The 21,521-nt window shown below is 47.7% G+C and carries 16 protein-coding genes and 1 pseudogene; 13 read left to right on the top strand and 4 right to left on the bottom strand.

Annotated features, from left to right (window positions below; genetic code table 11):
• Nucleotides 1–83 precede the first annotated feature (83 nt).
• Entirely contained in the window at nucleotides 84–1,349 is a 1,266-nt protein-coding gene (gene hflX / locus MHH60_RS12350; protein WP_076139028.1) for a GTPase HflX, read from the bottom strand.
• A gap of 527 nt (nucleotides 1,350–1,876) precedes the next feature.
• Between hflX and MHH60_RS12345 the strand changes: the two genes are divergently transcribed.
• The gene (locus MHH60_RS12345; RefSeq protein ID WP_111502276.1) at nucleotides 1,877–2,677 is read left to right on the top strand and encodes a hypothetical protein; all 801 of its coding nucleotides are present in this window, start codon (nucleotides 1,877–1,879) and stop codon (nucleotides 2,675–2,677) included.
• Nucleotides 2,678–2,727: 50 nt separating this feature from the next.
• Here MHH60_RS12345 and MHH60_RS12340 read toward each other — a convergent pair whose 3' ends face one another.
• The gene (locus MHH60_RS12340; protein WP_076139030.1) at nucleotides 2,728–5,748 is read right to left on the bottom strand and encodes a DEAD/DEAH box helicase; all 3,021 of its coding nucleotides are present in this window, start codon (nucleotides 5,746–5,748) and stop codon (nucleotides 2,728–2,730) included.
• Nucleotides 5,745–7,391: an SWIM zinc finger family protein gene (locus MHH60_RS12335; protein ID WP_076139031.1), complete on the bottom strand. Its 1,647-nt coding sequence runs from the start codon at nucleotides 7,389–7,391 to the stop codon at nucleotides 5,745–5,747. The genes MHH60_RS12340 and MHH60_RS12335 overlap by 4 nt, the downstream gene beginning before the upstream one ends.
• A 409-nt stretch (nucleotides 7,392–7,800) precedes the next feature.
• Between MHH60_RS12335 and MHH60_RS12330 the strand changes: the two genes are divergently transcribed.
• The 5 genes from MHH60_RS12330 (at nucleotide 7,801) to clpB (ending at nucleotide 13,309) form a co-directional block, all read left to right on the top strand.
• Nucleotides 7,801–8,274: an Hsp20/alpha crystallin family protein gene (locus MHH60_RS12330; protein WP_076126998.1), complete on the top strand. Its 474-nt coding sequence runs from the start codon at nucleotides 7,801–7,803 to the stop codon at nucleotides 8,272–8,274.
• Nucleotides 8,275–8,449: 175 nt separating this feature from the next.
• Complete coding sequence (locus MHH60_RS12325) at nucleotides 8,450–9,460, top strand: DnaJ C-terminal domain-containing protein (RefSeq protein ID WP_179088987.1); 1,011 nt, start codon at nucleotides 8,450–8,452, stop codon at nucleotides 9,458–9,460.
• Between the two features lie 228 nt (nucleotides 9,461–9,688).
• Nucleotides 9,689–9,835: a hypothetical protein gene (locus MHH60_RS12320; protein ID WP_341161135.1), complete on the top strand. Its 147-nt coding sequence runs from the start codon at nucleotides 9,689–9,691 to the stop codon at nucleotides 9,833–9,835.
• Between the two features lie 57 nt (nucleotides 9,836–9,892).
• Nucleotides 9,893–10,147 carry a hypothetical protein gene (locus MHH60_RS12315; protein ID WP_341161134.1) on the top strand — a complete coding sequence of 85 codons (255 nt, stop codon included), beginning with the start codon at nucleotides 9,893–9,895 and terminating at the stop codon, nucleotides 10,145–10,147.
• A gap of 507 nt (nucleotides 10,148–10,654) precedes the next feature.
• On the top strand, nucleotides 10,655–13,309 hold the full coding sequence (gene clpB, locus MHH60_RS12310) for an ATP-dependent chaperone ClpB (RefSeq protein WP_076134765.1): 2,655 nt from the start codon (nucleotides 10,655–10,657) through the stop codon (nucleotides 13,307–13,309).
• 56 nt (nucleotides 13,310–13,365) lie between these two features.
• Here clpB and MHH60_RS12305 read toward each other — a convergent pair whose 3' ends face one another.
• Entirely contained in the window at nucleotides 13,366–14,943 is a 1,578-nt protein-coding gene (locus tag MHH60_RS12305; RefSeq protein WP_076134766.1) for a glycosyltransferase family 2 protein, read from the bottom strand.
• Nucleotides 14,944–15,406: 463 nt separating this feature from the next.
• Between MHH60_RS12305 and MHH60_RS12300 the strand changes: the two are divergent.
• The 7 genes and pseudogenes from MHH60_RS12300 to MHH60_RS12270 form a co-directional block, all read left to right on the top strand.
• Nucleotides 15,407–15,517 (top strand): annotated as a pseudogene (locus tag MHH60_RS12300) (peptidylprolyl isomerase); the annotation flags it as partial.
• An 83-nt stretch (nucleotides 15,518–15,600) separates the two neighbouring features.
• On the top strand, nucleotides 15,601–17,217 hold the full coding sequence (locus MHH60_RS12295) for an ABC transporter substrate-binding protein (RefSeq protein ID WP_076134767.1): 1,617 nt from the start codon (nucleotides 15,601–15,603) through the stop codon (nucleotides 17,215–17,217).
• Between the two features lie 69 nt (nucleotides 17,218–17,286).
• Nucleotides 17,287–18,237, top strand: coding sequence for an ABC transporter permease (locus tag MHH60_RS12290; RefSeq protein ID WP_076134768.1), 951 nt, complete (start codon nucleotides 17,287–17,289; stop codon nucleotides 18,235–18,237).
• A 4-nt stretch (nucleotides 18,238–18,241) separates the two neighbouring features.
• Nucleotides 18,242–19,087, top strand: a complete 846-nt coding sequence (locus MHH60_RS12285) for an ABC transporter permease (protein ID WP_076134769.1) — start codon at nucleotides 18,242–18,244, stop codon at nucleotides 19,085–19,087.
• 15 nt (nucleotides 19,088–19,102) lie between these two features.
• The gene (locus MHH60_RS12280; protein ID WP_076134770.1) at nucleotides 19,103–20,122 is read left to right on the top strand and encodes an ABC transporter ATP-binding protein; all 1,020 of its coding nucleotides are present in this window, start codon (nucleotides 19,103–19,105) and stop codon (nucleotides 20,120–20,122) included.
• On the top strand, nucleotides 20,115–21,032 hold the full coding sequence (locus tag MHH60_RS12275) for an ABC transporter ATP-binding protein (protein WP_280753353.1): 918 nt from the start codon (nucleotides 20,115–20,117) through the stop codon (nucleotides 21,030–21,032). The genes MHH60_RS12280 and MHH60_RS12275 overlap by 8 nt, the downstream gene beginning before the upstream one ends.
• Before the next feature lie 33 nt (nucleotides 21,033–21,065).
• Nucleotides 21,066–21,515 carry a hypothetical protein gene (locus MHH60_RS12270; protein WP_076134772.1) on the top strand — a complete coding sequence of 150 codons (450 nt, stop codon included), beginning with the start codon at nucleotides 21,066–21,068 and terminating at the stop codon, nucleotides 21,513–21,515.
• Nucleotides 21,516–21,521 lie beyond the last annotated feature (6 nt).

The following is a 21,521-nucleotide window of genomic DNA, read 5'->3' as shown; positions in this document are numbered from 1 at the left end:
AAAGAAAGGGATAGAGCTTCAGATAACTCTGAAAACTCTATCCCTCTTTTTTAATTAAGGATTACCACGTCGTTTCTAATTTGTTATAGCTCAATAAAATCGTTGCGGAATTTCTCAAAATCAGATTTTCTGCATTCCAGCTCAAGGCGTGTGCCTGTTTCTTCATAGCTAGTAGATTGAACATGGGCATGTTCGTTGAAATATGAGACTACATTACCCCGATCAAATGGAACCAGAATCTCACACTGGACATAGTCCGTAAAAACATGGCTGCGGATCAGAGCGGTAAGTTCAGCCATTCCACTATTTTGCTTGGCGGAAAGGTAGACATTGTCACCTTCAATTTGCGGGTAAGGCAAATCAGTCAGATCAGCTTTATTATAGGCATAGACCGTTGGAATCTGGTCAGCGCCGAGTGCTTTGAGCGTCTCATCCGTAACCGCCATATGCTGTTGATGCTGCGGATCGGAAATATCGACTACGTGAATCAATAAGTCCGCTTCGGTAACTTCTTCAAGAGTGGAGCGGAACGCTTTTACCAGATGATGGGGAAGCTGGCTGACGAATCCGACAGTATCTGTTAATAAAAAGGTTTTGTGATCAGGCAGCTCAATGCTGCGAACCGATGTCTCTAGTGTAGCGAACAGCATATCCTTGGCGAATACTTGTTTATTGGAACCTGGATGGTAAGTCTCTACCATGACATTCATTAAGCTGGATTTTCCGGTGTTCGTATAGCCTACAAGGCAGACGACGGGAACTTCATTTTTATGCCGTTGTTTCCGCTGGATTTGGCGTCTTGCTACTTGTTGTTGCAGTTCAACCTGTAAAGCAGTGATCCGCTCTTCAATTCTTCTGCGGTCCAGCTCTAGCTTGGTCTCACCAGCACCTCTGTTTTTAAGTCCAGCTCCGCCACCTTGTCTGCCCAGCGACTCACGAAGACCTGTCAGGCGCGGCAGCATATACTGCAGCTTGGCTACCTCAACTTGCAGCTGTGCTTCCTTGGTCTTCGCTCTTTCCGCAAAAATATTTAAGATCAGAATGGTCCGGTCAATGACTTGACGGTCCAGAGCGGACTCCAAATTGCGGATCTGTGAAGGTGACAGTTCGTCGTTAAAAATAACAATAGGAGCATCGTGTGCTTCTAAAAGTGCCGATAATTCCTCGATTTTACCTGTCCCGATATAATGGGAGGGGTTAATTCGACTTGCCTTTTGACTAAGCTCTCCTACGACTTCAAGATCACAGGCAGCTGCCAGATTGCTCAGCTCTTCCATCGAATAGGCGAAATTCGTTTCGTTCTGAAGCTGGATACCGACTATAATTGCTTTTTCTCGTATTTGTTCCATATATTTATTCATCCTCCAATAGTAAATAATAAACGCAAAAAAACACAGGCAATCTGCCTGTGCTTACGGTTCGTTAGAGGACGTCAGAGTTAGGGCCTTCCATAGGTAGAATGAATTAAACAACAGTCCAGTCGCAGGGAAGAGGCACTTTGATCCCTAGCGAGCAGCAGTTGGCTAATCGGCTTCTATGGATGTTCAATTCTTAAAGGAATGGAGGTGAAGAGAATCCTCCCTACACGCTGTTGTTAAATTATCGGGTTACCTTTAAAAATGGGTAGACCAATCCTGAGTCCTCTGCACATGGGCAGAGCTTTAGCGCTATTCAATTAGCCGCGCAAAGTTCTAACTCGGATAAAGTCTATCACACGTAACCCTCCGTTCATAAAAAGTTAAGTCGAGTTTACCACATTCGTTATTTAGTGGCAAATCTCTATTTATGCTCTGGAACATCTCTTGTATTTTAATTACACCCAATAATTCTAAACAATGTTTACATATCATATATGAATTGATATATAGGAGGTGTGATGACATTGCCTGTTCTGTCCACAAACACCATTATTAATTTACCAGTCGACGGTACTCGGCCAATAGATCAAGTAGTGATCAAAGTTGTCAACAATGGATCGGCTGGCGCGTTTTGTTATATTACGGGCTTATCCAATAGTGTAAGCCCCCAGGCCATTTTTATTGAAGAGTTATTTGAGCTGCAATATCAGGAGACCTTAAGCAAGACCTATGTCATGGTAGAGGATTTATTCCAATTTAATTTTGTTTATTCACAGGAGCAGATGAAGATTCAGGTTTTTCTTGTTGATACGGACGGTGTATGGACGGCAGTTGATCTTGAAGTGTTTCAAGTGAGCCGGATAACCTCAGAAATACGTGATAACGTGACCGTTACATCGACTGACTTCGCAGCGATCAGCTTTATGAGACGTCCTGGCTTTGCTATTCCACAAGGTCTTGCGGCTGAGATTCGACCGGCAGCTTTAGATGTTATGTCCAAAAGACCTGTGCGTTATATGGTTGTTGCAGGCGGGACACTTGATGGGACCTTCGAGAATTATCCTACACCGACTACGAATATTCCTGTCACGGACACGGCACTGCTGGTGAACTACACCTGCACTACAGTCACGGGTGGAAAAGTTATTATGCAAGGTACAGGATCGGGGATTTCTGGTGCGTACGCGAATCTGGCGGTCAATTTGCTTAATGAGCGACTCTCATATGAGTTCTATGATGAACCGGTCACATTGGTGGTAAACTCCCTCTCAGGCGGGGACGATCTCGCAGTCACCTTTAAAATGTCCGAGCAATGGTAATTATTCTTGTGAAAAAGGAACATTCGCATTTACGCGAATGTTCCTTTTTGCTAGTCATTTAAGTCTCTACGCAAGGTGAAGAGATCTTTCAGAGCCTCAGTGGACAGCTCGGTAATCCAGCCTTCCGAGCTGGAGATCACATTATCGCTGAGCTGCTGCTTATTCTCCAGCATCTCATCAATTCGTTCTTCGAGTGTGCCCAGGGCGATGAATTTATGCACCTGCACATCACGAGTCTGGCCCATGCGGTAAGCACGGTCAGTTGCTTGGTTCTCGACCGCTGGATTCCACCAGCGGTCGAAGTGGAATACGTGATTGGCTGCAGTTAAGTTCAGGCCAACTCCCCCAGCTTTGAGTGAAAGGATGAATACATTCGGCTGATCAGACGGCGATGCGTCTGGGCGTGTAGAACCATCTTCCGCAGAAGGGGCTGGTGTCTGAAACCGCTCGATCATGCGGTCGCGCGCCTGTTTGGAGGTGCTTCCGTTCAAATAAAGGACGGGTTCGCCCAGCTCCTGCTGGAGAACCGCCTGAAGCATTTTCCCCATCCCCACATATTGAGTAAAAATCAGGCAGCGCTCGTCTTCCGCGCGCAGCTCCTTAACCATGTCCAGCAGTCTTTCGAGTTTGGAGGAACGGTTAATAAGAAAGCTGGTATCCAGCTTGTTGTCCGTGTCCAGTTCAGGGATAGCTTCTTTTGTCACAAGCATCGGGTGATCGCATAGCTGCTTAAGCCCGGTCAGAGCCCCGAGAATTGCCCCTTTGCGCTCAATGCCTTCCAGCTTCTTCATCCGTTCTAACAGTCCGTTTACGGTCTGATCGTAAAGCGCGGCTTGTTCGGCTGTCAGATGAACATAGGTTTTCATTTCGTTTTTATCAGGTAGATCGAGCTGTATATTTGGGTCTTTTTTCTTACGGCGCAGCATGAAAGGTTTTACTAGGTTTTGTAGATCCGCTGTACGTTTCGCGTCGCGTTCCTTCTCAATAGCATTCGTGAATCGGTCATTAAAAGACTTGGCGCTGCCCAGATAACCTGGGGTTATAAAATCATAAATGGACCACAGCTCGGATAATCTGTTCTCTATCGGCGTCCCTGTTAAGGCGACCCGGTGTAAAGCTGGAAAACTACGTACAGCTGCGGATTGTTTGGTTTGGGCATTTTTGATATTTTGAGCTTCATCCAGGCAGATCGTCGCCCAAGTAAATTCCTTCAGCAGCTCTTGGTCAAGCGCAGCAGTCGCATAAGAGGTCAGTACCACATCGGCTTGCGAAGCTGCGCCATAGAAGAATCCCGCGTCCAGACGGCGGCTTCCGTAATGAAGCATAACATTCAACGAAGGCGCGAAGCGTTCCAGCTCCTTCTGCCAATTGCCTAACACAGAGGTCGGGCAGATGATCAATGAAGGCCAGCCTGGTGGGTCGGTCTTCCGCCGGGCTGAGCTTGCATCCGTGTTCTCTTGGATGTGTAGCAGATAGGCGATGAGCTGTACTGTTTTGCCTAGTCCCATATCATCGGCTAGACAGGCCCCCAGCCCAAAGCGGCGCAGAAAGGTCAGCCAGGCGAATCCTTCATGCTGATAGGTGCGCAGCTCCGCCTTAAGGCCTGCGGGTACGGGCGGCTTTGGCCATTCTGAGCGCTGGCCCAGCTGACCGATAAGGCTGATCAAATGCTCGTTCAGCTCTACCTCCAGACGCAGACGCGCGGCATCCTCTTGCAGCTGCTCTTCCGTAGCTTCAGCGTCTGCCTCTTCACCAGCTCCTAGCAAGTGGAGCTGAAGCACGTCTTGGAAGGACAAGCCTTGCGACTTGTCCATTCCCGCCATGGCTCTTTGGATTTGCGCCAGCAGAGCCGGATCGAGTGAGACCCATTTGCCCTTGAAGCGGACGAGCCGTTCCCCTCTTGCGACCAGCTCGGCAAATTCGGCTTCAGTGAGATCCGCGTCGCCGATGGAGATGCGCCAATCGAAATCGATGATCGAATCGAGACCGAACAGTGACTCGCCGCCGCTGCGTTTGTCTTCGCCGGAGCTGATCTTTGCGCGCAGGCGCGGCTTTTTCCGGCTGGCGGCTTCCCACCACGCCGGCAGCAGCACTTGCCAGCCTGCTTCCAGCAGCCGCTGGCTCTCGGCCGTCAAGAACCGCCAAGCGATGGCATCGCTGAGCGGTTCGGCCAGCACATCGCCGCCCGCCGCGAAGCGCTCGGGCGGCAGACTGCCGCGGAGGCGCTCCAGCCATCCCGCGGCCCGTTCATGCACATGAGCCGACCACGCGGCCGGCCACAAGCCGTACGGCTCGCCGTTATCGGCGAGCCTGATGGGAACAAGCGCGGATTCATCGCGCTTGTCCTGAAGGATCAGCTGCAGCCGCCAATAGGATTCATCCTCATCGGGCTCCAGCAGCTGTAGAGCGGGCCGGAAAGGCGCGGTGTCCGCCTTCCAGCCAATGGCGATAAGCCACGCGGCGGTATCCATGCCCGCTGCAAGTGCTCCGCTTCTATCGAAGAGAAGCGGGAATTCGCTGCGGAGGTCACCGGCCTCGGCCTCCGTGCTGTAATAGCGCTGCGATACGGCGGCAGAGAACGCCGCACGTAATCCACGGCTAAATTCGCTGCCGCCATTTAGCGCCTCAAGGGCTCCCTTAGCAGTGTCACTGTCCACTGCCACCTGCGCAAGAGCCCCTTCGTCCCAAGTCCATTGCAGCCTCCCGGCGCGGTAGGCGGAGATGTCGGGAATATACTGTTTGTGCTCCAGACATACAGCCAGAAGTGGCGCCAATTCTGTGAGCTGGGCGGCATCGCCCTCCCAGCTCCATTCGATATGCGCCAAAAGCTTCTGCTCGGCAAAGAAGGGGATGACCTGCTCAGCAGGAAGAATCACTAGCTCCACGCCTTCGCCGGCTGGCTGTACGGTTAACTCCGTACCATAAAAAGACGCCTCATGCCAGGCGAAAAGCCGCTGCTTAAGCTGCAAGCCCGGCACGAGATCTTCGCGCTCATTCATTCCAAATATCAAAGCATCGCCATACTGGCTTAATGCAAGCCGGATGGTCAGCGTGCGTAAATGCATGTTCATGGTATTAGCTTTCCTTTCCGAAGCTCCTCTTGCAGCGCTCGGAGCCTGCTATGCCTAATGGCGAAGGCAGTGAGGAACTCTTCCCAGCGTTCTTCTTGTTTCAGCTTTTTATACAGCTTGGATAATCGTTTCAATAATTTCACAGCCGCTTTGTAGCTATGTCTGTTCTTATCCAGCACGAATCTTTCGGCGGCCTGATGGTAAAAGGGCAGCAGAACCTCAGGCGCATTCTTTTCCACCGGTTGGAGGTCTTTGACACGAAATTCGGAGGGCTGTTTACCGATGGACAGCTGATAATCCATCCAGGTCTGCCATTTCTCATAGGTAATTAGCATCTCTTCATAGACTTCGCCAGAGAGAGGTAACATGGTGGCTAGTGTATCCCACATTTGCGGCTCAGCTTCAGGCAGGTGGCGAACAGCTTCTTCCCAACTGGTTGAATAGCTATTGAGATTATAGAGTCTGCTGCTCAGCAGTGGACCGATCTGAACAAGCCAACCTACCAACCGGGACCAATCCCCTGCATCCAGCAGCGGAGAGGTGAAGCTCATGAGCTCATCGGGATGGAGACCCGGGCGCTCGGCAGCCTTATTCAGTAAGTCCCAAGCCTTCTGGTCATCCATCAGATAGTAATACATGCGGCTCTGAGCTAACAGCCACGCATGTTGTGACAGGGAAGCGCCTAATTCACCTTCTGCTTGCTGCAGCTGTTCGATTTCATTCAGGTAAAGCTTAGTTCCACCTGTATTCGGATAAATCCAATTTCTCCACAGCAGATCATAGCTAAGAGAAAAAGAGGGTTGATCCCGTGAGCGATCCCGCGACTCCGTCAACATCTCGCGCCGCAGATAAGATAAAGTATCGATGACGTATGGCCATAGATCCTGCTCTTGCTCGGGGGACAGCGGAAGTGTCTTTTTTAAAAGACCTGTAATTACTTCCTGTAGCTCTGAGACTGCTACCTGTGTGTAATAACCAAGAGAAGGGGCGTAAGCGGCCTGACCGACGGATAGCGTGGAAGGCTTAGCGAGCTTTTCCAACAGATAAAGATGAGCATGCAGAGTGAACAGCTTCTCCGTTTCCGGAAGCATTTTTGGTTTGAATTTATTAATTGCAGACAAGGCCCGACTCACATATTCAGGGTTTCGGGTGGTATGGGCTAGAGGGGAGACACAGAATTCAAAATACTCCCGCCACTCCGTTATTTTTCCGCTAGCGATGCGGTTGGCCATCTCTTTCATTTGCTGCTGACGAGTTGCATCGGCTCCAATAGAAGTACTTGTTGCTGTACTTGATATTTTGGGCAAAAAGGATGCAGCTTTAGCGTTAGCCAAAACCTGTACAGATCTATTTTGTTGTTCGGCATAATTCAGCAGCACGGCAGCCATATGCTTGCAATGACCTGATACTGGACAATTACAATGACAATTGGTGAAGCCGTCGAGATCAATGGTGACGCGGTAATCCTCTCTACCTTCAACTAGAGCGTTAATCTTACGAGGCTCCGTCATGGTAAAAGGCTGCACTCGATTTTGTTTATAATATTGGAACCCCCGCTTGAGGGTAAGATCATCGAAATAATAGGCGACATTTTGGATGAGCTTACTCCACTGCGTATCGTCCATAGCATAGGTTGGTTGCATACAATTGGTCTCCTGTAACGAAAATGGTCTTTAGTTGTCTTTCATTATATCACTTCTGCTGGCTTCATCTTTAAATCGTTAAATTTTGATAGACCGTAAGGAAACTCCGTTTAAAAGCGGGCGTGGAGATGATTAGAAGCTAATGGCTTGTATTGAACGGAAGGTCTGAACATATAATAATCGTACTGCAGGTTGGGTCATGATTATATAGGTGTCATTTACGAAAGATCAAATAAAGGTCAAAATTGGTCAAATAAATAAAAAGAACTAATTTTCTCGTGTAAAATCAGTTAATTCGCCTGAATTTGAGCGATAATCAGCTTAAATCGGTTTTGTTATTCCTCAGGTAGGGGACTATAATAAGGTCATAGGTCAAATAAAGTCAAAGTCAATGAGAGGAGAATGGATAATGTTTGATATGGTTCCTTTTGGTAAACGTAGAGATGATGCTTTTGGTATGCTGGCTAAGTCCTTGAATGATGTTTTTAATGATGATTTTTTTGCACCGATTAAGAGCTCCACGATGTCCTTCAGAACAGATATTCGTGAGAGTGAGCAGGCTTACCTGATTGAAGCTGAACTTCCTGGTTTGAAAAAAGAAGAAATCGACATTGATTATGCCAGTCCTTATTTGACGATTAAAGCGGTACGTAAGGAAGAAAATGCCGAGGAGAACAAGGAACATCAGATTGTACGCAGAGAACGCCGATATGGTGAATATGTGCGCAGATTCTATGTTCAAGATATTGCAGAGGAAGAAATTCGCGCGTCTTTGAAAGATGGAGTGCTGAAGCTGGAAGTTCCCAAACGGCAAAAAATGCAAGGTAAACGCATCGAGATTCAAGACGGAGATTCTAATTCTACGGGTTCGCAGTCTGAATAAGCATAAATTAAGCGGGATGGACTTCCGCTCAGTCTTTTAGAGATGGCAGCGGGCTTTTAATATAGTGTTATGAATAGAAGGCGCATTGTAGTGGAGGATTCCGGCTATGGTGCGTCTTTTCTCGGAGTGCAATGGTGGTCAATATGAGAATAGGGATGGAAAGGAGGAAGCGCGAGTGGCTAGTAAAAGCTATTATGATGCTTTGGGCGTGGGCAAAAAAGCTACTAAACAGGAAATTAAAAAGGCTTATCAGAAGCTTGCCAAAAAGTGGCATCCCGATGTTAACAAAGCCCCTGAGGCAGAGGCGAAATTCAAAGAAGCAGCTGAAGCCTATGAAGTGCTTGGTAATGAGGATAAGCGAAAGCTCTATGATGAAGAGCTGCTTTATGGAGCTCAACGTGGCAGAGCTAGTGGAGGGGCGGCGAGTGGAACCTCCTCTTGGGGTTCAAACTTTGCTGGAAGTGGCAGTGGAAGTGGAAGCTGGAGCAGTGGGACTTATTCAACAGGAGGTTCTGGTATTTCGGAGGAAGATTTATTCGGGATGTTTTTTGGGAATCGGGGCTCGGCTGACCGGGCTGGCTTTGATTTTTTCTCGGGAAGTGGAACGGGGCGTGCGAATGGCAATCCGTGGGGCGAGGCCCGCAGTACCATGCAGGCGCAGCTGGATATTACCTTGGAGCAGGCTTATAAGGGTGCCACTGTAAGAGTACAGGTCAGCGACAAAACGGTGGATGTGAACATTCCGCCTAGATCCCACGAGGATACAATTATTAAAATTGCGGGAAACACTCCGGGTGGCGACGTGCTGCTGGCACTTCATATTCTTCCTCATGATATTTATGAGATTCGCGATGGCGACTTATATGGCATGGTTGAAATCGCTCCTTGGCAAGCGGTATTGGGCGGAGAAGTGAAGGTTCCATTACCGGGGGGCGGCGCCGTGAAATTGAAGATTCCAGCTGGAATTCAGAGCGGCAAAACGCTACGTATTCCCGGCAAGGGCTTAAAACGTGAGAATGGTGCGAATGGCGATATTTTATTTGGAATTGAGATTGTTATCCCTGAACCTATCAGCGAAGCGGAGAAAAATCTCTACCGAAAGCTGGCAGACTCCAGCCCTTTCGAAGCCAGAGCTAAACGTCAAAGCACTGGCACCCAGCGGCAGAAGGCAAAAGTGGGTAATTAATAGATAGGTAAAGAGGTAGAAGAGGTAGAGGTGAGGTGATTTCACTCGTTTGTGATCAACTCAGATTGGTGAATAAGGTGATTTGAATGCTAGTTGCAGAACAGTAACTTATTTAGCCACTAACTATAAATGAACGTTTCGCTCAAACGGTGAAAGTCGGAACTATGGTGGGAAAAGAGAGCCAAAAGTGCCTTCGAAAGTGCCTTCGAAAGTGCCAAACTGGGATCGATGGTCGAAAAGAAAGGCAAAAGTGCCTTAGAAAGCGCTGAATTAGGCTCGTTGGTCGAAAAGAGAAGCAAAAGTGCCTTAGAAAGCGCCGAATGGAGCTCGATGGTCGAAAAGAGAAGCAAAAGTGCCTTAGAAAGCGCTGAATGAGGCTCGATGGTCGAAAAGAAAGGCAAAAGTGCCTTAGAAAGTACTGGAGAGGGCTCGATGGTTGAAAAGAAAGGCAAAAGTGCCTTAGAAAGTGCCGAATTAGGCTCGTTGTGCCAAAAGAAAGGCAAAAGTGCCTTAGAAAGCGCTGAATTAGGCTCGTTGGTCGAAAAGAGAAGCAAAAGTGCCTTAGAATGCGCTGAATTAGGCTTTATGTGCGAAAAAAGAAGCAGAAGTGCCTTAGAAAATGCCGAATTGGGCACGATGTGCGAAAAGAGAAGCAAAAGTGCCTTAGAAAGCGCCGAATTGGGCTAGTTGTTCGAAAAGAACGGTAAAAATCCCACAGAATGAGAGCAAACCAGCTAGTTACTCGAAAAGAGCGGTAAAAATCCCGCAGAATGAGAGCAAACCAACTAGTTACTCGAAAAGAACGGTAAAAATCCCAAAGAATGAGAGCAAACCAGCTAGTTACTCGAAAAGAGCGGTAAAAATCCCGCAGAATGAGTGCAAACCAACTAGTTACTCGAAAAGAACGGTAAAAATCCCACAGAATGAGAGCAAACCAGCTAGTTACTCGAAATAAACGGTATAAATCCCGTAGAATGAGCGCAAACCAGTTAGTTACTCGAAAAGAACGGTAAAAATCCCGTAGAATGAGCGCAAACCAACTAGTTACTCGAAAAGAACGGTAAAAATCCCGTAGAATGAGCGCAAACCAGTTAGTTACTCGAAATCAGCGGGATAAATCCCGCTAAATTAACCTATCCCGGCCCCAATGGCCGACTTAATATAATCACTCTTAAATAGAAAGGTGAGAGAGCTATGGATTTCAATAAATTAACTCAAAAGCTGCAGGAAGCAGTAGCTGCGGCGCAGTCGCTGGCATCAGACAGCGGTCATCAGGAGATCGATAATCTCCATCTGTTAAAAGCGTTGCTTCAGCAGCAAGAAGGATTGCTGCCAAGATTGCTGCAAAAGATGAATATCCCTGTGGCTGAGCTGATGCGCAGCACAGATGAACTGCTTCAACGCAAGCCGAGCATTAGCGGGTCAGGAGCAAGCACGGTACGGCGTTACGCCTCGCAATCGCTGATTCATCTGCTGGAGCAGGCGGAGAAGGAAGCGGCGAAGATGCAGGATGAGTTTGTTTCTGTGGAACATGCTGTGCTGGCCATGGTGTCGGATTCGAACGGGGAGAATCGTGAGCTAAGGGATCTTTTTGTCCGCCGTGGACTGACCCGTGAAAAGCTGATGTCGGTGCTTGCTGAGATTCGTGGACATCAGCGGGTAACCAGCCGGGAGCCAGAAGCTACTTATGAGGTGCTGGAGAAATACGGACGTGATCTTGTAGCAGAGGTTCGCGCGGGCAAGATTGATCCAGTCATTGGTCGTGATGGTGAGATCCGCCGAGTCATCCGGATTTTGTCCCGTAAAACGAAAAATAACCCTGTGCTGATTGGTGAACCAGGTGTAGGGAAAACAGCCATTGTGGAAGGCTTGGCACACCGGATTGTACGCAAAGACGTACCGGAGGGTCTGAAGGATAAGACGATTTTTTCACTCGATATGAGTTCACTTGTGGCAGGCGCGAAGTTCCGTGGTGAATTCGAAGAACGCCTGCAGGCGGTATTGAGGGAGGTTCGCGAAAGTAACGGCCGCATTATTCTTTTTATTGATGAGCTGCATACGATTGTGGGCGCAGGTAAAACCGAAGGCTCGATGGATGCGGGCAATATGCTGAAGCCGATGTTGGCCCGGGGTGAGCTGCACTGTATCGGTGCCACAACGCTAGATGAATATCGCAAATATATAGAGAAGGACCCTGCGCTGGAGCGCCGTTTCCAACAGGTGCTCGTGAGCGAACCCGATGTAGAGGATACGATCTCCATTTTGCGTGGTCTGAAGGAGCGGTTTGAAGTCCACCACGGGGTCAAAATCCATGACAGCGCCCTAGTAGCCGCAGGGGTATTGTCCAATCGTTACATTACGGATCGATTTTTACCGGATAAGGCGATTGACCTAGTGGACGAGGCTTGCGCTATGATCCGCACTGAGATAGACTCCATGCCGGGTGAGATGGATGAAGTGACCCGCCGCCTGATGCAGATGGAGATTGAAGAAGCGGCGCTTAAAAAAGAAACCGATGACGCCAGCAAACGCCGTCTCGAAATATTGCAGCGCGAGCTCGCTGACCTGAAGGAGAAGCAGCTAGGAATGACGGCGCGCTGGGAGAAAGAGAAGTCTGCTATCCAAGGGATTCGCGACCTCAAAAAACGGCTGGAGCAAGCGCGCAAGGATCTGGTCGATGCACAGGAGGAGTATGATCTTAATAAGTCAGCCGAACTGAGCTACGGCATTATTCCTGATCTGGAGCGTCAGTTGAAAGCAGCGGAAGAAGCGGCACAGCAAGACCAGGATACAAGATTGCTACGTGAGGCTGTTACTGAAGAGGAAATCGCAGATATTGTCTCCCACTGGACCGGCGTTCCGGTTAGCCGACTGGTAGAAGGCGAGCGGGATAAGCTCCTGCGTCTGGAGGATACGTTGCATGAACGGGTAGTGGGCCAAGATGAAGCTGTCAGCTTGGTGGCCGATGCAGTGCTTCGGGCAAGAGCAGGAATCAAAGATCCGAATCGCCCGATTGGTTCATTCCTGTTCCTTGGTCCGACGGGTGTAGGGAAGACTGAGCTCGCTAAGTCGCTTGCGGTCTCTCTTTTTGACCGCGAAGATGGCATGATCCGTATAGATATGTCGGAGTATATGGAAAAGCATAGTGTCTCCCGTCTCGTCGGCGCACCTCCAGGATATGTTGGATATGAGGAAGGCGGGCAGCTCACGGAAGCTGTGCGGCGTCAGCCTTATACTGTAGTGCTGCTCGATGAAGTGGAGAAGGCGCATCCCGATGTGTTTAACATTCTGCTGCAGCTGCTTGATGATGGACGGCTGACTGATTCACAAGGCCGAATGGTTGACTTCAAGAATACAATCATCATTATGACTTCTAATATCGGTTCACCCCATCTGATTCAAGGCACCGATGAAAACGGTCAGCTCACGGAAGCTGCCAAGGATAGAGTGATGAAGGAACTGAGTGGTCATTTCCGTCCAGAGTTCCTGAACCGGGTGGATGACATTGTAATGTTCAAGCCGCTGACACTGGGTGAGATCGAGAAAATTGTGGACAAACTGGTGGATGGATTGCGTCTACGTCTGGCAGAACGGGAGATCGGGCTGGCTCTAACTGAATCGGCGGTGCGTTTTATCGCTAAGGAAGGTTTTGATCCTGTGTATGGGGCAAGACCGTTGAAAAGATTCATCCAGCGCAGCTTGGAGACACGTGTGGCACGTGCGATTATTGCTGGTGAAGCCGCAGAGGGATCAGTTATTCAGGTGGATGAATCCGGCAACGGGCTGACGGTAACCATTCTGAAGCCAGAAGTCGATGGACCACAGAGTTCTGAATTGAGTTCTGAATAAAAAAAGGCGTCCACAAAACCCTAATGGTTTTGTGAACGCCCTTTTTATTGTAAGCCTCACTCCACCCAAGGGATTAGATGAGGCTGTTCATCCAAGATCGACATATACTGCTCTTTCCAGCCGTATTTGCCGTCGGGGTCGAGGAGCATATAACGCAGATATTTTTCCAGCCGGAACTCGGCTTTGGACCAACCGAGATGCTTGAGCCGCAGGTTGCTTAGCTGATGAGACAGCTCAAAGATATTTTCCGGGAACCGCCCGCAGTGCTGTGGGGATTCATTCCATACATAGTTGAAGTCCTCTTTATAGCGAAGCAAAAAAGGGCGGTAGTTCAGATGAGAGCGCCAGTAGGTATCCTCCCTGTAATGGTTCGCGTTCCATAAATCGTAAAGGCGGAAGCAGAACAGATCGACCCCATCTGCATCCAGCAAGGTATCTATATTTTCCGCAAAGCTGGTTTCAAAGATCTCATCCGCGTCCAGACTCAGAATCCACTCGGGATTTGTCTTTAGGACTTCCTCCCACTGCTGTTTTCGCAGCTCAATTTCATTGCTGAACTTGGATTCGGTATTATGCACGAGATGAACGGGAATGCCGTCAAGTGCTTCCAGACAGACAGCTGCTGTATTGTCGGTGCTGCCGTCATCAATAATGACAGCCTCATCGATATATTTGCGGTGTTCCTTCAGAACCTGTCGCAGGAAGCGCCCGCTTTCATTTTTTACAACCATGGTAAGGGTTAGCTTGGGACGCTTTTTGGTTATAGGAGCAGCTGCAGCCTCATTGGAATTTTCCTCGATGGGTGTGGGTGCCGATTCAGCTTTTACCCCTGTTGTTTCTCTGATGAAATCTTCAACCTTGTTCAAATCACTATCTCTGTACAAATGAAGGGCAGGATAATGGGTGTCAACAAATAGCGGAATGCCAAGGGCCGCGGCACGAATGCAGAAATGGCGATCCTCGCCCCAGTATGAAATGTTCCGGATCTGATTGTAGCTCACCCCGGCTTTTATCGCATGCTGGCTAATCAATGTACAAGCGCCTAGACCTCCCACTTCATAGATTCCAGGATTGCGGAGTTTGGCTATGAATTCATGAAATCTGCGGTTGATCTCCTCGGGTTGCAGTTTTTCGCCGGGAAGTATCTCCCACTGATTGTATTCGTCATGCATCCAGACCTGCGGCTGAAACATGGTATCTGGCTGCCACTGTGTCCAAAATACCTCTGAAATAATATCTTTGTTCGTCCCTATTAGATGTCTTAGCGTATCTGGGTGGAGGATGAGGTCAGAGTCGATCAGGAACAGGTAGTCATAGTTCAGGGTTTGCGCTCGGTTAATCATGAGGTTTTTGAAGTTGGCGACTTTCCAGACTAAATCAGAATTCCAATAGTGAGTCGTATCATTGCGAATGTACGCATCGTTAAAGCCGGAGCTTTGAATAAAAATATGCTCGCCCTTGCTTTTAAATTCCTGGAGCAGCCGGCTGGATTCCTCATCATCATTGTCATCAATCAGATGGAAATCCAGTTCGATTTGCTCGATATTCAAGCGCAGCAGGGAATTCAGAAATTCCCGCAATACATTGGGCTTTTGATGGATCGGGCTGCCGATTAATACGCGTGTCTTATTCATTGCGGCCTCCTTGGGGGACTCTCCCTTTCTTCCGAGAGGTATAGGTATGTTCTCAATATATTTACAGTGAGATAGTAATAATCCTTATTTCGCAAAGTTCTTATAGTAAATGAGAAATGAGAGTTGGATAAATTGAACTTTTTAGATATATTAATTTTTATGGATCTGCTGTACAATTACCGGATAATTAGATAAGAATGCCAGCCAGATGAGCACAGGAATGAGACTATGGATAAATCACCACTAAAAGTTCAATAGTTAATCAATCTGTTACTGGCCATGAATCCTCGTGCGGATGTGTTCTGGGATGATGGAAAGGGTGTATACCGACCTCGCGAAGACTGAAGCTCATATTGGTGGCTGAACAGAGTTTAGGGGAGTAATCACGATGAAGCTGGTCAAGCAAGGTTTTTTATAACGGTCTGACTTTCCCGATACCTTTGATTATTGCGACCCTTGGCATACTGTATTCGGAAGAGTCATTTCAGGTATGGACCATGTGGATACTTTAAGGCGTGGGGATGTCATGAAAAAGGTCGAAGTTATCAGTTCCCTCAATATTACATTAATGTGAAATGCTATCCATTGTAATTCCTAGTATCCCGATATACAATATAAAAAACAAACAAAGACAATATAGACACGGGGGAGAAACTTATGCGTAGAGGATTATCTGGAGTTATTACTTTGGTTTTGTTAACATTTTTGATTAGCGCGTGCTCCGGGGGAAATAACGCCGCTTCCACAAATACAAATCAGACGCCTACGGCTACTGAAGGATCGACAGCAAGCACTGAACCAAAAGATGGTGGCAACTTAATTATTGGGGTCGCTGCAGATCCTGTCATTCTAAATCCGAACTATGCTGGTGATCGTGTCAGTCTGACGATTGACCAAGCGCTCTACGCGCCATTGTTCCAAGTGAATAACGGAGAGAAGACCTTCTACTTGGCAGACAGCCTGACACTTTCCGAAGATAACCTGACTTATACATTGAAACTGAAAAGTGGACTAACTTGGCATGACGGAGAAAAGCTTACAGCTGACGATGTCGTGTTCACGATTGATAGCATCCTCGATGAGAAGCAAAACAGCATGTTGAGAGCGAACTTATTCATCGGTGATAAACCCGTTAAGGCAGTTAAGGTGGATGATCTGACTGTAGAGTTCAAGCTTCCGCAGGTCAGCCCAGCTTTTGAAGCTACACTAGTGCAAGTATTTCCGATTCCAAAGCATATTTTTGAGAATGAGACGGATCTAGAGAAAAGCACCAAGAATGCTGCTCCGGTTGGATCTGGCCCATTTAAATTTAAAGAATACAAAGCAGGCGAATATGTTACACTCGAGAGATTTGATAACTACTTTGGCGGCAAACCACATCTTGATTCTATAACGTACCGGATTGCTAAAGATACGAATGCTGCGAATCTCGCACTTCAGAATGGTGAGATCAACATTAAGTATCTAGATCCACAGGATGTTGGAACGATTGAGGCTTCGAACAATTTCGAAATCCTTCCTTATAGTGAAGGCCGATTGTCGTACTTGTTGTTCAATGCAAACAGTGATAGAGGTGCTCTTGCTAAAAAAGAAGTTCGTCAAGCCTTGTCTCTAGCCCTAAATCGTGATGAAATCATTCAGGCTGCTTATACTTCTAACGAGTATGCAGACCCGGCGAAGTCCTTTTTGACTCCGGATGCATTGTTCTATACTAATGACGTACCTTCTTTTGATAATGATGTAGAAAAAGCCAAAGAGCTTCTGCAATCGGCAGGGGTTAGCGATCTGAAATTGAGATTGATTGTATCGAGCGGTAATAAAGCTCAGGAAGCCATTTCACTATACGTGCAGCAAAAGCTAAAGGTCATTGGCGCTGAAGTTGAACTGCAAAATATGGATGCCTCGGCATATGGCCAGAAATTCAGTGATATGAATTCAACAGATTTTGAACTTGCGATTGCAGGTTATATTATGGGTTACGATCCTGATGCTTACAGAATTTTGTATACTTCTACTGCAGACTCTAACTACTCGCATTATAATAATGCTGAAGTCGATAAGTTGTTCAATGATGGTGCAGGGGAAGCAGATGTAACTAAACGTGGTGAGATCTATAAGAAGATCCAAGAGATCATTGCTGATGATGCACCGATTTATCCAATTGCTAATACTAAGACTATTGTAGCTGTCTCCAAGAACTACGGCGGTCTAGAAGAAGCAGTCTTGAAGCCTGTCGTTATTTTTGAAGATTTATCGAAAATCTACCTTAAATAAGAACGGGAAAAAATAAGCTGGTCAATCCAGCTTATTTTTTTACCGATATAGAACTGGGAGAATATACGTATGAGACAACTTATCGTCCGAAGATTACTGCAAACCCTGCCGATGCTATTTTTTGTCTCGGTTGTGTGCTTTGCGATGATTAAGCTGGCTCCGGGGGATCCGGTACTATCCTTCGTTACGCCGAATATGCACGCGGATGATATTGAGCGCATCCGGCATAACCTTGGGCTGGATAAGCCAGCCTACATTCAATATTTTATATGGATCAAAGAAGTACTGCAGGGCAATTTCGGTTATTCCCTTGTGAATCATCAGCCTGTATTGGAGCAAATTCTAGAACGTTTACCTGCAACAGCAGGTTTGATGGGCAGTGCAATCGGCTTAGCCGTTCTGTTGGCGATCCCGATGGGTCTGCTTGCTGGAGCTAACCGGAACCGCTGGGTGGATAAACTAATTAATTTTTTATCCTATATCGGAATTTCAGTGCCTTTATTTTGGCTGGCCATCTTGCTTATGTACTTATTCGCAATTAAGCTGCACCTGCTGCCTATTATGGGGATGCGAACCATTGGTGTGGAATCAGCGGTTGATGTATTGAAGCATGGTATTTTGCCTTGCGCCGTATTGGCTTTTGGATTTCTGGCCGGTTACGTACGATACATCCGCTCTAGTACGATTGGACAGCTAAAAGAAGAATATGTGCAGATTCAATATGCTTTTGGATCCAACAAGACAACGATTCTGTTCCGTCACGTGCTTAAGCATGTACTGTTGCCAGTAATTACATTGCTCGGGATGTCGATGGGTGATCTGGTGGCGGGTGCAATTGTAACGGAGACGGTATTTTCATGGCCGGGTATTGGCTCTTTAGGGATGACTGCGGTTAAAGGGATGGATTATCCCGTAATTATGGGAATAACTTTGTTCTCTTCTTTAATGCTGATCATCGGCAATCTGGTCGCGGATATTCTATATAGCTTCGTAGACCCACGAATTAAATTAACGAGGTGACCTCATGAATCGCAGTAAATGGAAAAGTGTTGGAGATGAGCTATTTACGAATAAATTGGGTGTCGCAGCCCTCATTACTTTAATCGTCTTCACACTAGGCTCTATATTCGCTTTTTTATCCGGACATGATCCGAATGCAATGGATGTTTTGGCACGTTTGAAAGCACCCGGGGCGGATCATTGGTTTGGTACGGATGATTACGGCCGGGATTATTTTGCCCGAGCTTTGTATGGTGGCCGGGTATCTTTGCTAGTTGGTTTTGCTTCAATGATCATTGCCACGGGTATAGGTGTGACGGTGGGCGTGATCAGTGGATATTTTGGCGGATGGATTGATAATCTATTGATGCGGATGCTTGATATAGTGATGTCCATTCCATCTTTCCTCGTGCTGCTGCTGCTCAGCGTATTTCTGAAGCCGAGTGTAGGAAACATCATTTTAATCATTGCTCTATTAATGTGGATGAACATTGCCCGTGTGATCCGTGCGGAGACGATGACGATTAAGGAACGGGAATATGTACTATATGCAAAAGCTTCCGGCCAGAGCAACTTCGGAATTATCTGGCGTCATATTCTTCCGGGGCTAGTACCTGTTGTGATTGTAGGTGCGACGAATAATATTGCTTCCGCGATTATGATGGAGTCGTCCCTAAGCTTCCTTGGGTTCGGGGTACAACCTCCGAATGCCACTTGGGGCAGTATGCTTAACAATGCGCAGGGATATATCGCTCAGGCACCTTATTTGGCATTGTTCCCGGGGTTATTGATACTATTAACGGTTCTGAGCTTTAATGTTCTGGGCGATATTTTGCGGGTTGGCTTTGAACCGAAGCTGATCCGAAGATAGGAGTGTGAAGACATCATGACGGAACGGCTATTGTCTGTTGAGAATTTGAAGGTTTCCTTCCAAACTCGAGATGGAGAGAATCAGGCAGTTCGTGGCGTTAGCTTTCATATAGATGCTGGAGAAACGGTAGGGATTGTTGGTGAATCCGGAAGCGGGAAAAGTGTAACTGCGAAGGCGATTATGTCGTTGATTGCACCTCCGGGTAAAATTATCGCTGGAAATATTAATTTTCGTGGTGACAACTTATCTAACCTTTCGGAAAAAGAGTGGAGAAAACTGCGCGGTAACCGCATAGCGATGGTGTTTCAGGACCCCATGACTTCTCTTAATCCTGTGAAAAAAATTGGCCAGCAGCTTACGGAGGTCATCCGGCGGCATCGCGGCTTAAATAAGGAAGAAGCGTTTAAAGAGGCAGCAAGTATCCTGCGGCAGGTGGGCATTAATAATCCTGAGCAGCGGCTGCAGCAGTATCCGCATGAATTCAGCGGCGGGATGCGGCAGCGGGTCATGATCGCCATGGCTCTTTCTTGCCAGCCAGAGCTATTGATTGCGGATGAGCCGACAACTGCGCTTGATGTAACAATACAGGCCCAAATTCTTGATCTTTTTAAAGAGTTAAAAAATAATACCAGTACAGCTATAGCACTGATCACCCATGATTTGGGTGTAGTGGCTCAGGTATGTACACGGGTTATCGTAATGTATGGTGGACTAGTGATGGAGGAAGGTACGGTGGAGGATATTTTTTATCGCCCACAGCATCCTTACACGAAAGGTCTGCTTCGCTCCATTCCGAAACGTGACGGCAAATCACGTGAACGTCTAATTCCAATCGAAGGCACACCTCCAGATTTGTTGAATCCTCCTTCTGGCTGTCCGTTTATGGAACGTTGCCCTAATGCTTTTGCCCGTTGCAGCGAACGTCCTCCGGTAATCGAATTATCGCCCGGTCACCGTTCGATGTGCTGGTTAGCAGATGGTGTGCAGGAGACTCCAGCCGTAGCTGGCGTTGAAGGGAGTGGTTCGGTTGAGTGACAATAAGATTCTAGTGGACGTAAATAATCTCAAAAAACATTTCTCCAAAGGCAAGGATATGTGGGGACGCGATACATCGGTGCTTAAGGCAGTAGATGGCGTAAGCTTTCAGATACGACAGGGAGAGACCTTTGGGCTGGTTGGAGAGTCGGGAAGCGGCAAGTCCACGGTTGGACGCTGCTTGCTGCGCTTATATGACTACACAGACGGTGAAGTGTCTTTTGACGGGCAGCCGCTGAGCAAGCTTGGAGAGAAGCAGCTAAAACCTTTTCGCAGACGCATTCAGTCGATCTTCCAAGATCCCTATTCATCACTTAATCCAAGCTTAAGTGTGCTTGATCTGATCAGTGAGCCTATGAAAATCCACGGCATCCACGAAGGTGAAGAACGCAAAGAAGCTGTTGCGGCATTGCTGGAAAAGGTAGGTTTAAAAAGAGAACATCTCTACCGCTTTCCGCATGAATTCAGCGGTGGCCAACGCCAGCGGATTTCGATTGCCAGAGCATTGTCCGTAAGACCTGAGTTTGTCGTGTGTGATGAACCGATCTCAGCGCTGGACGTGTCTGTCCAGGCTCAGGTAGTGAACATGCTGGAGGATTTGCAGTCCGAATTCGGCTTGACCTATCTCTTTGTCGCACATGATCTGTCGATGGTACGGCATATTTCTGACCGGATCGGCGTGATGTATGGCGGTCGTCTAGTAGAGGTAGCCGAAAGTGATGAGCTGTACGAGAATCCTATTCATCCTTATACAAAGGCGCTGCTGTCTTCCATCTTGGAGACGGATCCCCGGCGGGCTAATCAGAGAATTATTTTAGACGGATATTCGCAAGAGTACGGCAGAGCTGAGACTTCCACACTACAGGAAGTAAGTCCGGGCCATTATGTTGCTTATGATTTTACGGTATGATTAGACTCTATATATAGATTGGGAGGGATCAGAATGTCAGAGAACTTAAACCGGGTAAAGTTATCCCAGTGGGATGCGTTATTGGTGGAATCACTCCGCTCCTTGGGGTGGTCTGATGAGGATATTCTTCGTAAAGTGGCAGAGGGCGATTTGCCCGTTGACGAGAGCGAATACCAATTTGATTATAAGCAGCTGACTACGTTGCAGTCAGAGCAGCCGGAGTTGTTCGGGCAAGCGGTGAAGACAGGCTATCAGATCAAATACAACACGATTCGTGGGATTCGCAGCTGGATATGGGTAGCTCTGGGCAAAGAAGCGGCTCTGGAGCTTGAGGAAGGTAAGGAAGCCGCTGAGGTGGCTTTAACCTTGGCCGAGAAGGAACGTTTGGCCTCTGTGTTATCCTTCGGTTGGCAGATCGAGAGCGATACGAAGGCAGCGGTTGGAGATACAGCTGTCTACCGGATTGCACCGATTGGACGTTAAGCTGAA

This window comes from Paenibacillus sp. FSL H7-0716 (assembly GCF_038002705.1).
In the GTDB taxonomy this organism is placed as follows: Bacteria; Bacillota; Bacilli; order Paenibacillales; family Paenibacillaceae; genus Paenibacillus_AQ; species Paenibacillus_AQ odorifer.
Note: the sequence above shows the minus strand (reverse complement) of the source record. Positions and strands in the feature narration are given on the sequence as shown.